General features: G+C 63.6%; 13 protein-coding genes. 6 read left to right on the top strand and 7 right to left on the bottom strand.

Annotated elements, in window-relative coordinates; all coding sequences use genetic code 11:
* Nucleotides 1–3: 3 nt before the first annotated feature.
* The 4 genes from EP28_RS07795 to EP28_RS07780 all read right to left on the bottom strand — a co-directional run bounded on the left by EP28_RS07795 (nt 4) and on the right by EP28_RS07780 (nt 4,086).
* Nucleotides 4–900, bottom strand: coding sequence for an SMP-30/gluconolactonase/LRE family protein (locus tag EP28_RS07795; protein ID WP_049983422.1), 897 nt, complete (start codon nt 898–900; stop codon nt 4–6).
* Nucleotides 901–1,038: 138 nt separating this feature from the next.
* On the bottom strand, nt 1,039–1,866 hold the full coding sequence (locus EP28_RS07790) for an ATP-binding cassette domain-containing protein (protein ID WP_049983420.1): 828 nt from the start codon (nt 1,864–1,866) through the stop codon (nt 1,039–1,041).
* Complete coding sequence (locus EP28_RS07785) at nt 1,863–2,870, bottom strand: ABC transporter permease (protein ID WP_049983419.1); 1,008 nt, start codon at nt 2,868–2,870, stop codon at nt 1,863–1,865. Before EP28_RS07785 ends, EP28_RS07790 begins: the two co-directional genes overlap by 4 nt.
* 7 nt (nt 2,871–2,877) lie before the next feature.
* On the bottom strand, nt 2,878–4,086 hold the full coding sequence (locus EP28_RS07780; protein WP_049983418.1) for a sugar ABC transporter substrate-binding protein: 1,209 nt from the start codon (nt 4,084–4,086) through the stop codon (nt 2,878–2,880).
* A gap of 213 nt (nt 4,087–4,299) precedes the next feature.
* Here EP28_RS07780 and EP28_RS07775 point away from each other — a divergent pair, with 213 nt between their 5' ends.
* The 3 genes from EP28_RS07775 to EP28_RS07765 all read left to right on the top strand — a co-directional run bounded on the left by EP28_RS07775 (nt 4,300) and on the right by EP28_RS07765 (nt 6,808).
* Entirely contained in the window at nt 4,300–4,956 is a 657-nt protein-coding gene (locus EP28_RS07775; protein WP_196219618.1) for a transaldolase family protein, read from the top strand.
* A gap of 51 nt (nt 4,957–5,007) precedes the next feature.
* Nucleotides 5,008–5,979 (top strand): carbohydrate kinase family protein, encoded by a 972-nt coding sequence (locus tag EP28_RS07770; RefSeq protein WP_049983416.1) that lies wholly within the window; start codon nt 5,008–5,010, stop codon nt 5,977–5,979.
* A gap of 67 nt (nt 5,980–6,046) precedes the next feature.
* The gene (locus EP28_RS07765) at nt 6,047–6,808 is read left to right on the top strand and encodes an IclR family transcriptional regulator (protein WP_049983415.1); all 762 of its coding nucleotides are present in this window, start codon (nt 6,047–6,049) and stop codon (nt 6,806–6,808) included.
* A 238-nt stretch (nt 6,809–7,046) separates the two neighbouring features.
* Here the strand turns inward: EP28_RS07765 and EP28_RS07760 are convergent, their stop codons facing one another.
* The 3 genes from EP28_RS07760 to EP28_RS07750 all read right to left on the bottom strand — a co-directional run bounded on the left by EP28_RS07760 (nt 7,047) and on the right by EP28_RS07750 (nt 9,356).
* Nucleotides 7,047–7,502 carry a universal stress protein gene (locus EP28_RS07760; RefSeq protein ID WP_049983414.1) on the bottom strand — a complete coding sequence of 152 codons (456 nt, stop codon included), beginning with the start codon at nt 7,500–7,502 and terminating at the stop codon, nt 7,047–7,049.
* A 175-nt stretch (nt 7,503–7,677) separates the two neighbouring features.
* Complete coding sequence (locus EP28_RS07755) at nt 7,678–8,547, bottom strand: amidohydrolase family protein (protein WP_049983413.1); 870 nt, start codon at nt 8,545–8,547, stop codon at nt 7,678–7,680.
* Between the two features lie 2 nt (nt 8,548–8,549).
* Nucleotides 8,550–9,356, bottom strand: a complete 807-nt coding sequence (locus tag EP28_RS07750) for an SDR family NAD(P)-dependent oxidoreductase (protein ID WP_049983412.1) — start codon at nt 9,354–9,356, stop codon at nt 8,550–8,552.
* 83 nt (nt 9,357–9,439) lie between these two features.
* On the opposite strand from EP28_RS07750, the gene EP28_RS07745 reads away from it, so the two are divergent.
* From EP28_RS07745 to EP28_RS07735, 3 genes are read left to right on the top strand one after another with little or no spacing between them, the layout of a single operon-like run.
* Nucleotides 9,440–10,615, top strand: coding sequence for a mandelate racemase family protein (locus EP28_RS07745; RefSeq protein WP_049983411.1), 1,176 nt, complete (start codon nt 9,440–9,442; stop codon nt 10,613–10,615).
* A gap of 1 nt (nt 10,616) precedes the next feature.
* Nucleotides 10,617–11,714 (top strand): Gfo/Idh/MocA family protein, encoded by a 1,098-nt coding sequence (locus EP28_RS07740; RefSeq protein ID WP_049983410.1) that lies wholly within the window; start codon nt 10,617–10,619, stop codon nt 11,712–11,714.
* 60 nt (nt 11,715–11,774) lie between these two features.
* Nucleotides 11,775–12,032 carry a DUF7968 family protein gene (locus tag EP28_RS07735; RefSeq protein ID WP_049983409.1) on the top strand — a complete coding sequence of 86 codons (258 nt, stop codon included), beginning with the start codon at nt 11,775–11,777 and terminating at the stop codon, nt 12,030–12,032.
* Nucleotides 12,033–12,154 lie beyond the last annotated feature (122 nt).

The following is a 12,154-nucleotide window of genomic DNA, read 5'->3' as shown; positions in this document are numbered from 1 at the left end:
CGGTCAGAGGTCGATCGCGGAGCGGAACTCGGGCCGACCGGTCACACCGAGATCCACGCGGTAGAGGCTTCCCGCGCCCGCGCCTTCGGTTTCGCGGGTGTCGACGCACGCCGTCGTCACGTACGCCGAGTCGTAGTCGTCGCCGGCGAAGGTCAGCGACGACACCTTCCGAGCGTCAAACGAGATGGTCCGCTCGTGGGTCCCGTCGGGCGCGAACCGGTGGATAGCGCTCCCGTCCCAGAACGCCGACCAGACGTGCCCCTCGCTGTCGACCGTCATCCCGTCGGGGTACCCGTCGATGTCGCTCGCGTCGACGAACACCTCCGGGTCGGACAGTCTCCCGCTCGCGCGGTCGTAGTCGTATCGGTAGATGTACCCCGGTTCCGCCGGGTCGACTTCGCAGGTGTCGGTGAAGTACAGGTGCGACAGGTCGGGCGTGAACCCCATCCCGTTCGGGAGCACGCAGGACTCCCGGACGAGAGTGACTGTCCCGTCGGTGTCCAGCCGGTACAGCTGTCCGGGGAGTCCGCGCTCGGTGTCCGGCATGACGCCGGCGAAAACCCGCCCCTCCGGGTCCGCGGTGACATCGTTGAACCGCTCGTGAAACCGGTCGGGGTCCGGATCGAGGACGGTTTCAGCCGTCCAGTCACCCCGAGAGAGCCGCCGGACCGCACCCGCCTCTTGGAACAGCAACAGCGACCCGTCCCGCTGGATGGTGAAGCCGCCGATCCGCTCGTTGTCGTCCCGATAGACGCACTCGTAGTCGTCGACCGCCGGATCGTAGCGATAGATCCGCCCTTTCGGGATGTCACACCAGTAGAGCCGTTCGTCGTCGGGATGCCACAGCGGCCCCTCACCGGTCTCACATTCGATGTCGACGACTCGTTCGGGCGTGCTCATACCACCACTCACGGCCGGTGGGGTTGAAAAACCGAGGGGTGGTTCCGTGCGTCCCGCGGGTCGCGGCACTTTCCGTTCACGGGAGCCGAGGACAGCAGGGCAAAAGCCGAGAACCGCGGACGCAGGCAGCGGTCCTCGTTAGTCGTCGAGACGACCGCTCGCCACCGTCCCGGTCGTCATTAGCTCGTTCAACTCCTCTAAGTCGGTCTCCTCCGGCTGTTTGATATCGACGAGCGAGCCCCGGAACAGGACGCCGATGCGGTCGGCGTGTGTCAGCACCGACTCGATGTTGTGGCTGACGATAACGATCGTGATCCCTTGGTCGGCCAGTGTGTCGATGGTGTCCTGGACGAGCCGGGTCGCGTCGACCGACAGCGCGCTCGTGGGCTCATCGAGAATGATGACGTCAGGATCGAACGCGAGCGACCGACCGATTGCGACGAGCTGTCGCTGGCCGCCCGAGAGGAACTCCACCTCGGTTTTGATGTCTAAGTCTCGGCCGAGCCGGTCCATCATGATCCGTTCGGCCCGCTCGTAGGTCTCGTCCCAATCGATGACCTTCAGTGGACCAAAGCCAGCCCGAGGGAACTGGCCCATGAAGATATTCGTCGCGATGTCGAGGTCGTCCATCAACGCGAGGTCCTGGTAGACGGTCTCGATGCCGTTGTTGCGGGCGTCGGACGGGTTGCCGAAGCTCATCGGTTGGCCGTCCTTGTAGATCTGTCCCTCCGTCGGTTCGTGGACGCCGCTGAGCATGTTCATCAGCGTCGACTTGCCGGCACCGTTGTCACCGACGAGCGCGAACACCTCCGAGGGACGGATGTCGAGTGAGACGTCCTCGACGGCGACGATACGACCGAACTGCTTGGTGAGGTTTTCCACTCGGAGCTTCGGCGTCCCGGCCGTATCGGCGTCGACGCTCCCTGCCTGCTGCTGTTCCGTCGTGGCCTCGTCTTCGACGCTCATACCGAACCACTCGCGAGAATGCGAGCGCGAAGCTTACTCTGGGTGCTGTACAGGAGGATCGCCGTCAACAGGACGATTCCGTTTATCATCTGAATCTGTGTCGCGCCGATGACCGGGCTGTTGTTTAGCGCCGACTGGATGACTTGAATGAGGATGACGCCACCGAGGGCGCCGGTGATCTTCCCGCGGCCGCCGAAGAGACTGATACCGCCGATGACCGCGCCGGCGAACGCTTGGAACACCAGTCCTTCGCCGATCAGCGGCGGGACGACGCCGACGAAGCCGGTCAACATCAGCCCGGCGAGCGCCGACAGAATACCGCTGATGGTGTAAATAATGATGATGAGACGTTCGGTGTCGATCCCAACCTCACGGGCGGAGTGCTCGGAACTCCCGAGCGCGTAGACGGCCTGCCCGAACGAGGTGTACCGCAACACGAGCCCGGCGATCAGGAACGCAACCAGCATGACCCCGATGGCGAACCACGGCGTCGACCCGACTTGCGTGTACAGGGACGGAAGCCCGGTGACTGGCTGGGTCTGCATCGCCGTCTTCGCGCCCTCGAAGATGATGAGGAACGCCAGCGTCTGCAAGAACGGATTCAACCCGACCTTCGCGATCATCACACCGTTGACGAGGCCGATAAGCGACCCGACGAGGAGGATGATCGCGAAGCCGATCCACGGGCTTGTCGTCAGCGCCCAGCAACTCGGACAGGTTCCGAGGATCATCCCGGTGAACATCGCCGAGAAGCCGGCTATCGACCCGATCGAGAGGTCGAAGTGTCCCGACAGGAGACAGAGGCTCTCGGCCAACACCAGCAACCCGATCGGGACAGCGCCCCACAAGATCAGCTGGGCCGACCTGAACGTCTGTGGGACGAACGCCAAGACCCCGATCAGGACGATGCCCAGAATCGGCCAGATCATGTTGTCCAGCAGCGTCAGCAGTGCGTCGTCGCGGTCCCCGAACGTCCGTTCAAAAAACCCTTGTTCTGTTGCCATCCTAGCGTTAGCCCCAGACGTTGCCCCAGAGGAACGGCTGGTCGAAGTTGTCCTGCGTGATGACAACGCTGTTGGTCCGGAACCACGGGTGGCCGTTCTGTTCGCGCATGACTCCCGGCTCCCAGATGGGCTCCGACCACAGTTCAACGTCCTTGTGCTGGCCGGGCTCGATAGACAGCTGATCGGACGTGACTTCCGACCCCACCTCCGGGATGACGCTGTCGTCCATCCCGCTCTCGACGTACTCCCGCATGTAGTACATCGCGATCGGGTTATAGAAGTAGTTCGGCTGGTCGACCGCCGCGTCGATCATCCCCTCGCCGACCAGCGGATTCACCTCAGGGCTGCCGTCCATCTGGGTCAGGCAGATGTGCCCGTCTTCGCCTCGTTCGACCAGCATATCGAGGTTACGCAGCGCCCCGACGACGCCCAGCCCCATCGAGAGGTTCCCGGAGTAGATACCGTCGACGCGACCGTTCGCTTGGATGAACTCTTGGACGGTCGACTGGGCAACGTCGCGAGCGAACTCCCCGTTAAGCGTCTGGACGAGTTCGACGCGATCCTCCTCGGCCATCACGTCGACGAACCCTTGTGAACGCTGATTGGCCGACTGGTTCCCCTGGGGGCCGCGGATGTTCAGCACGCGCCATGTGTCCTTGTCGGGGTACTGCTCTTCGAGGGCGTTGAGCATCTGTTCGCCCGAACTCGCGCCGCCATCGTAGTTACTGAATCCGACGTACAGTGGGATCTCCGAACTGGCGGTGTCGGCGTTCGTCGCGAACACCGGAGTACCGCCCTCGATCGCCTGGTTAATCGCCCCCTCTGCCGCGCCGGTCTGCCAGACCCCGACGAGGATGGCGTCGTGGTCGCCGTTGGCGAACTCGCGGATGTCCGAGACCTGCTTTTGGGCGCTCTGTTGGTTCGGTCGAACGTCGAGTTCGATGCCCTGGTCCTCGGCATAGAACTCAGCCGCCTCGATGTAGGCCGTGATCCACGATCCGCCACGGACGTAGGCGGACATCCCGATCTTGTCGAGAGAGTTCTCCCCGCCTCCGCTTCCGGCGTCGCCGGTGGTACCGCCGTCGCCGCTGCCGCCGTCGCTGCTGCCGCCGTCGCCGCCGTCGCCTCCTCCGTTTCCACTACACCCCGCAAGTGAGATAGTTGTGATTGCTGCGCCGGTCGACTTTAGGATTTTCCGCCTGTTACTACTTCGCATACATTCGTCAATTAAACCAGCGCCATATAAAGATTGTTGATAATTGAACGTCTACAACCGAGTGACACAGCGGCCATCTGTTGGTTATTTGACCGCCCTCTGTGTCGAGATACGCCTCAGTGCGGGCGGTAGGTTCGAACATGGATCAGCGCGTGTATTCGGATCTTCCGTCTTGGCAATAGTTTCATGCGACTCGGTTCCGAGGGTCACCGTATGAATATCTATATCGACTCGGCGTCGCCGGAACAGATACGGACCGCCGACAGACGCGTCCGACTGGCCGGCGTGACGACGAACCCGTCTATCGTCGCAGAGACGGACCGCCGATACAGAGATGTCGTGGAACACGCAGCCGCGATCACCGACGGTCCGGTGTTCGCGCAGGTTCTCGCCGAGGACGCCGACGGGATGGTCCGCGAGGCGCGTGGCTATCAGGAGTGGGCGGACCACGTCATCGCGAAGATCCCGGCGACGCGGGCGGGATTCGAGGCGCTGGGTCGGCTTCGTGCTGACGGAGTTCCTGCGGGGGCGACCGTGATATTCACCGTCGAGCAAGCGGTGGTGGCCGCAGAAAACGACGCGACCTTCGTCGCTCCGTACGTCGGTCGCATCGACGATTCCGGCGACGACGGGGTCGCGACCACCCGTCGCATCCAATCGATCTTCGACGCGCAGGGGTTCGAGACCGAGGTGTTGGCGGCAAGTATTCGAAACACCACACAGGCGACCGCCCTCTACGAGGCCGGAATCGACGCGATCACGATGTCGCCGTCCGTGCTCGACGCACACGTTGATTCTCCGGAGACAGCAGAGAGCGTCGCCGGATTCGCGTCCGCCTGGGGCGACAGGGACCCCCCGCTCTCGGAGTGACGAGTCGGGTCCGAACGAACCCCTAAATACCGGGGAATGTTATCTAGTCGCATGGGCATGAATCCGACGATTCTGGTCGCTGGCGACTCTCTCGTGGACTTCGTCCCACGCACCCCCGGGCCGCCGGGTGACACCGGCGGGTATGAACCCCCCTTCGGAGGTTCCGGTGCGAACGCTGCGATGGCGCTCGAACGCCTCGGCGTCCCGCCTCTGTGCTGGACGCGGCTGGCGACCGACGATCTCGGCGTGTTCCTCCGGGAACACTTTGCGGCCTCTGCCATCCCGGACGACCTGCTCGTGACGGACGACGACGCGCGGACGACGGTCGCGCTGGTCACACACGACGCCGAACGGGGGCCGTCGTTCGCCTTCTACCGGGAGCGAGGGGCAGACACCAGACTGCGACAGGGTACTGTCTCCGACGACACCCTGGAGTCGGTGTCGTGGGTCCACACGACCGGGGTGACGATGAGCGTCGAGCCGAGTCGCTCTGCGACGCTCGAACTCCAATCGCGAGCCGCCGACCGCTGTACGGTGTCGCTCGATCCAAACTGGCGGCCGGAGATGTGGCACAGCCCCCACGAGTTCCGTGCCGTCGTCCGAGGCGCGCTGCCGGATGTCGACGTCGTCAAAGCGACACCGGATGAGCTGTCGGTCGCGGGCTTCGAGGCCGGCGAGCCGGCGGCGTTAGCCCGTTCCGTCGCCGACGAGGGGCCACACACCGTGGTGCTGACTCTCGGAGAGGCGGGCGCGTTTTGTTTCGGTACCGACGACAGCCCAGTGACCGGACAGGCCCGACACGAGGGATACGAGGTCGATCCCGCCGACGCCACTGGTGCCGGCGACGCGTTCCTCGCGGGGTTTGTTGCGGCGCTGACACACGGAGTCGAAGACCCGAACCGTGCGCTCGCACTCGCGAACGCCGCCGGCGCTGTCGCGACGACTCAGGCCGGTGCCGTGACGGCGCTGACCGGCCCCGACGCGCTCCGACGGTTCCACGACGACATCCCCTGGCTGTCGTAGCGACCACACTGGGGGTTGTTCCGCTCTAGTGAACAGAGTTATGTGGGTTGGGGATCCTCTTCGGGGTATGCCAACAGACGAAAATACGATCACCGCGACGAGGACGTCGCTGCGGATCGTCGAGGCCCTGAAACGGTTAGACGGGGCGGGCGTGACAGCGGTGGCGAAGGATCTCGACATGACGAAGAGCACGGTCCACAACCACCTCAAAACGCTGGAAGACGAGGGGTACGTCACGAACGAGGGCACCACCTATCGCGTCGGCCTGCGGTTTCTCGAACTGGGAGAGTACAAGCGGAACCGGATGGACATCTACGAAAAGGCCCGACCGGAGGTCAAAGCACTGGCGGAAAAGACGGGTGAGACGGCCAACGCGGCCGTCGAGGAACACGGAGAAGGCGTCTACATTACCCGTGCCGAAGGGACTGAGGCCGTCACGGTCGATACGTACGCGGGCAAGCGGGTGAAACTCCACTGCACCGCGCTCGGGAAGACGATCCTCGCAGAACTGCCCGAAGAACGCGTCGACGAGATCCTCGACACCCACGGCCTCCCGGCCCGGACGGAGAACACCATCACGGATCGAGAAGAATTACAAGCGGAGCTTGCGACGATCCGGGAGCGAGGGTACGCGTACGACCGGGAGGAGCGGCTCTCCGGCCTGCGCTGTGTGGCTGCCCCAGTCGTCCCGGAAGACGGCGGTCTCGTGGCGGCGCTCAGCGTCTCTGGACCGACGACTCGGATGCAGGGGGACCTATTCCACACAGATATCCCCGAACTCCTGCGGTCTGCTGCCAACGTCATCGAAATCAATCTGGCGTACTCCTGATCGTTCAGTAGGTGTGCGATGGCGTTTCGTTCTGCTGAATACCAGTGGTAACACCTCTCACGGGACGAATTGCCGTTAGGTATGACAGACGTACATTTGTAATGTATACCCCGGTTAGCGTTCTCGTTCGTCAGTTGTTCGTTCACCTCTACAGAACACTGGGTCGGTTCGATACCTGCAGAGTACCACGCTGATCGGTATCAGACCAACGAAAGCACGACGACCGGCGGACGGCTCGCTACTCTCGCTTGACGTACACCACCGGCACGGGCGCATTTAGGAGGACCTGTTGGGCGTGATCGCCGAACATCGCCTTCCCGGCCGGGGACCGCTTGGTCCCCCCGACAACGGCCACGTCGGCACCGCTCCGCTCTATCGTTCGCACGACCTGATCCGCGAGGTTCCCACCCGAGACACCTCGGATCTCGTAGTCGATTCCCAGCGACTCCAGCCGATCGCCCGGTTCTCTGACGCTCTCGTGACGCTGTGCGACCTCGTCGGGTGTGAGACCGCTGGTCGTCGTATCGATACTCATCTGTTCCATCACTGCCTCGTAGTCGTCTCTCGGAAAGGCGTACAGGAGTGACACACTCGCGTTCGAGGGCTCCGCAAGGTTGATGGCGGCGTCCACCAGCGTATCCAGACTGTCCCGATCATCCGGGCCGATTGCGAGCAGTATGCGATCGTATGCCATACCGGAACGTCGTGTGAGAGACAATTAGGTGTTTGGGATCACAGCGGAGAGCGCGTTCAGACGAGCCGATACCAGCGAACGATCTCGACCACCCGTCGGTAGTATCTGCTTCGTTGTGGAAGCGTCGTGGAATTTCACCTCGGAGGTTCGGTGAACATCTACGTGGGAGATGCGGTCAGCCCCTCAGTATCGACTCGAAGGTCCGGTGGGCCAAATACGAGTAATCGCGTGCCGACAGGAAGGGAACCTCTTCGACCCACGAGAGACACGTCTCGTATTCAGCCCAGTCGTCCATCCACGGGTAGTCCGACCCGAGCAGCAGGCGGTCGGTGCCGAACCAGTCCGCGAGGTTGCGGACGTATCCCCACAGGTCCTCGTAGGGCCAGCCCTCCTCGCTAGAGCGCGGAAGAGAGCTCACCTTGACTGCGACGTTCTCGTGATCGGCCACCATCTCGAAGTCCGCCCAGGGGGCCGCGTCGGGACTCGTCGTCTCGTCGGGGAACGCCATGTGATCCACGATCAGCTGGACGTCCGGGTGCCGCTCCGCGAGGGTCGCGACCATCGAGAGCTGTTCGGCCTTCGGAAAGATGAACACGGACGCTCCCTGTCGAGCGGCCTCGGTCCAGACCGGTTCCAGTTCGTCGTCGAGGACCCAGTCGGCGGTCCGATCCAACTCCGTCGAGTGCTCCTCGTACTCGAGACACGCGTGCATCCGGACGCCCAACATTCGGTCGTGGCCGACGACCCGGCGGAGCGCCGTCCGTACGTCGTCGGGGTCGCCGTAGAAGTCCATCAGGCCGACCCCCCACAGGCGGTCCGGATACGCCTCTATGGAACGCATCGTATACTCGTTCGCCCGAACGCCGCGGCCGTATATCGGCGACGTCACCATCACGGCCTCCTCGACGCCGGCCGCGTCCATATCTCCGACGAGGTCGTGGGCGGTGTACGGACCGTCCCACCCCGGCGGGAGGACCGACTCGGGCCAGGGAAGTTCCGCGGTGTCGGGTCCCCAGGTGTGAGTGTGGGTGTCGATGAGGCGCATGGTTACTCGAGATTGCCGCCTCCGCTGACACGGACGGTGTCGCCGACGACGTAGTCCGCGCGGTCGCTCGCGAGCCACAGCACCGCGTCGGCGAGATCTTCGGGCTGTCCGAGTCGGCCGAGCGGTCGCCGCTCGCCCCGGGCTCGAAGAATCTCCTCGGCGGTTCGGTCTGGGTCGTCCGCCGCCTCTTGCTCGGCCTCATGGCGGAGCTGGGCGGTCTCGGTCACGTCTGTCGAGACCGCGTTCATCCGGATGCCGTGTTCGGCTAGCTCCTGTGCCATCCGCCAAGTCAGCCCGTTAATAGACGTCTTCGAGATGCCGTACAGCCCGAAGGGACCCGTCCGGCGGTCGCCGGCTTGGCTCGTGTGGTTGACGATACAGCCCTCGACGTCCTCGTCGATCATATGCCGTGCGACTCGCTTTGCGGCGTAGTACTGTGCGCGGACGTTGACGGCCATCGTGTGGTTCCACTGTTCGAGATCGGAGTCGACCAGCGACTTCTCCTCGGGCCAGACGGCCGCGTTGTTGACCAGCAGATCGATCTGCCCGAACTCGTCGATCGTCCGGTCAACGAGCGTGTCGATGTCGTCGGTCGACCCGACATCTGCGGTGATACCGACGATGCGGCCCGCGCCGCGCTCGTCCAGTTCTGCGGCGGTGGCATTCACTTCTGACTCCGTCCGGGAGTTTACGACGACGTTGGCGTCGGCGTCGGCCAACCCGGCAGCAATGCCCCGACCGATACCCTTCGTAGAGCCGGTGACGATGGCGGTCTCGCCGCTGAAGTCGTACTGCGTGTGTCCGACCATACCGCTCGATAACTCACTGCAGCGAGATGAAACCATCGATGAAAAGCCCTATGTTTATCTTCTATCGTGTCACATACACCGTCATGGCGCCAGAGATAACCAGCATTGAGTCCACCGAGTTCGCCTACCCGATCGAAGACGTCGGGACAGACCACCACGGGTTCAACCTCGTGTACGAACCGGGCTCCGTGACTGAGCGGAAGCTATTCGGCATCAAGATACACACTGACGACGGAATCACCGGGGAGTACGTCGGCGGTAACTCGCCCGGTGCAGCGCAGATCAACACGTTCGCCGATTACCTCGTCGGCAAGAACCCGCTCGAACGAGAGCGTCACTGGAGCGAGATGAAACGTGCGATGAGGAAGTACGACCGGATGGGGATCGGTCCCATCGACATCGCCCTGTGGGATTACGCCGGCAAGAAGTACGACGCACCAATCCACGAACTACTCGGCACCTACCGGACGCGGTTCCCCGCCTACGCATCGACCTACCATGGGGACGAGAACGGCGGGCTCGACACACCCGAAGCCTTCGCGGACTTCGCCGAGGAGTGTCTCGACATGGGGTACGGCGGCTTCAAAATCCACGGCTGGGGCGGTAGCGAGGGGTCCCGTGACCTCGATCGGGAGGTCGCAGCCGTCCACGCAGTCGGCGAGCGGGTCGGCGACGAAATGGACCTGATGCACGACCCCGCCTGCGAACTGGAGACCTACGCAGACGCCCTGACGCTCGGACGCGCGCTCGACGAGGAGGGCTTCTTTTGGTACGAGGACCCCTACCGGGACGGCGGCATCTCACAGCACGGCCACCGCAAACTCAGACAGGCCCTCGACACACCCATCCTCCAGACCGAGCACGTCCGGGGACTGGAGCCTGCGACGGACTTCGTGGCCAACGAGTCGACGGACTTCCTGCGCGCGGACCCGGAGTACGACGGCGGAATTACCGGCGCGATGAAACGGGCGAAGGTGGCAGAAGGGTTCGGACTGGACGTGGAGTTCCACGCGCCGGGGCCGGCCCAGCGTCACTGTATCGCGGCAATTCGCAACACGAACTACTACGAACTCGCCTTGGTTCACCCCGACTGCCCGAACACCCAGCCGCCGGTGTACAAGGGGGGCTACTCGGATATGCTCGACACCGTCGACGACGATGGGATGGTGGAGGTGCCCGACGGGCCGGGGCTGGGCGTCGACTACGACTGGGAGTACATCGAAGACAACACGACCGGAAGCGTCCACACCTACAACTGAGATGACCTACAGAGCCGGCATCATCGGAACGGGCGGTATCGCTGGGATGGGGATCCTCGGAATGCATGACGAGGAGGATATCGGCGAAAAAAAGGTCAAGGCTAGTCACGCCGGCGGGTACCAGGCCACCGACGACGTCGAACTGGTGGCTGTCGCCGACGTCGACGAGACCAAACTCGAACGGTTCGGTGAAGCGTGGGAGATACCACCCGATCGCCGATACGTCGGCCACGAGTCGATGCTCGCCGCGGAGGATCTCGATATCGTCTCCGTCTGTACGCCGTCGTATCTCCATGCAGACCACGTTATCGCCGCCGCCGAGTCAGCGGCCGACCCCGGACTGATCTGGTGTGAAAAGCCCATCGCGTCGTCGGTCACCGACGCCGAGGAGATGGTCGACGTCTGCGACGAGACGGACACGGAGCTGTTGATAAACCACTCCTTCCGGTTCACGACGAAGCTCCAGCAGCTCAGGGAACGTATCCAGAGCGAGGACCTGTTGGGTGAGATCCACTCCGTCGCCACGCAGTTCCGGATGGAACTGTTGCGCAACTCCACGCACCTGCTTGATACACTGGTGTACCTGCTTGACGCCCGTGCAGAACGGGTCTCCGGCTACATCACCGGCGAGAACGAGGCGGTCGACTCTCTCGAAGCCGAAGAACGGGTCGACGACGCCGGCGGCGGCGGGTTCGTGGTGATGGACGACGGGAGTTTCGTCACCATCGACTGTACCATCCCCCGGGAGGCCTCGTCGATGACGCTCCAGTTCATCGGCAGCGAGGGTAAACTCTACCTGAACAACGACGACGGGGAATGGCGGTACTGGCGGCTCGACGACGGCACCCACGTTGAAGACGACCTCCCCGAGATCGAGGGTGCGTGGACGTGGGACGAGGACTATCGCGACGCCTTTGCCAACGCCGCCGCCGACGCCGTCGGTGTCCTAGACGGGACCGTCGAGAACCCTTCGACGGGCGAGGAAGCGACTCGCTCGCTGGAGATCATCATCGGCTTCTACGTCTCACACTACACCGACGGACAGGTGTCAGTCCCGCTCGCTCGGCCGCTGCGGGACGTGACTGTCACGTCGTGGTGAGGTCGTCGTCCGCGCAAGCGGGCGACAAAGATACATTTTGGTTCGGCGTCTCCTGTCCGTATGACCGCCGACGCCGACCGAGTGCTACTTGCGCACACCGGCGATGCGACCGTCGCCGAGAAGTTACGCACGACTGCGTACATGCAGTACCTCCGCCGGTCGAAGGCCGGCCCGGTCGCGGTCGGAGACGAGTGGTTGGTGGTGGTCTCGAACGGGTGCGGCCGGACGACGCAGGTCACACTGACCGTGCGCGTGGTCGATGGCGGTCGGCGGATCGGTCCGGAAACGGAGATCGAATACGAACGGGCCGACGAGTGAACGTACTCGGCCGGTCGGTACTGTGGGTAAGGCCATCGCAGACACCATCGGCAGAGGAGGGCCGATACGGACCCACTGCAACGGCGGACTCGATTGGGTCGTGTTCGCATCACCGACGTTAT

Source organism: Halorubrum sp. BV1 (genome assembly GCF_000746205.1).
Classification (GTDB): domain Archaea; phylum Halobacteriota; class Halobacteria; order Halobacteriales; family Haloferacaceae; genus Halorubrum.
The sequence above is the reverse complement of the archived record's forward strand: the minus strand, read 5'-3'. Positions and strand labels throughout refer to the sequence as shown.

Coding starts and splice junctions, on each gene's coding strand:
- EP28_RS07780 (WP_049983418.1), bottom strand. CDS start 4,086: ATGCGAAGTAGTAACAGGCGGAAAATCCTAAAGTCGACCGGCGCAGCA.
- EP28_RS07770 (WP_049983416.1), top strand. CDS start 5,008: ATGGGCATGAATCCGACGATTCTGGTCGCTGGCGACTCTCTCGTGGAC.
- EP28_RS07790 (WP_049983420.1), bottom strand. CDS start 1,866: ATGAGCGTCGAAGACGAGGCCACGACGGAACAGCAGCAGGCAGGGAGC.
- EP28_RS07735 (WP_049983409.1), top strand. CDS start 11,775: ATGACCGCCGACGCCGACCGAGTGCTACTTGCGCACACCGGCGATGCG.
- EP28_RS07760 (WP_049983414.1), bottom strand. CDS start 7,502: ATGGCATACGATCGCATACTGCTCGCAATCGGCCCGGATGATCGGGAC.
- EP28_RS07740 (WP_049983410.1), top strand. CDS start 10,617: ATGACCTACAGAGCCGGCATCATCGGAACGGGCGGTATCGCTGGGATG.
- EP28_RS07750 (WP_049983412.1), bottom strand. CDS start 9,356: ATGGTCGGACACACGCAGTACGACTTCAGCGGCGAGACCGCCATCGTC.
- EP28_RS07765 (WP_049983415.1), top strand. CDS start 6,047: ATGCCAACAGACGAAAATACGATCACCGCGACGAGGACGTCGCTGCGG.
- EP28_RS07775 (WP_196219618.1), top strand. CDS start 4,300: ATGAATATCTATATCGACTCGGCGTCGCCGGAACAGATACGGACCGCC.
- EP28_RS07795 (WP_049983422.1), bottom strand. CDS start 900: ATGAGCACGCCCGAACGAGTCGTCGACATCGAATGTGAGACCGGTGAG.
- EP28_RS07755 (WP_049983413.1), bottom strand. CDS start 8,547: ATGCGCCTCATCGACACCCACACTCACACCTGGGGACCCGACACCGCG.
- EP28_RS07785 (WP_049983419.1), bottom strand. CDS start 2,870: ATGGCAACAGAACAAGGGTTTTTTGAACGGACGTTCGGGGACCGCGAC.
- EP28_RS07745 (WP_049983411.1), top strand. CDS start 9,440: ATGGCGCCAGAGATAACCAGCATTGAGTCCACCGAGTTCGCCTACCCG.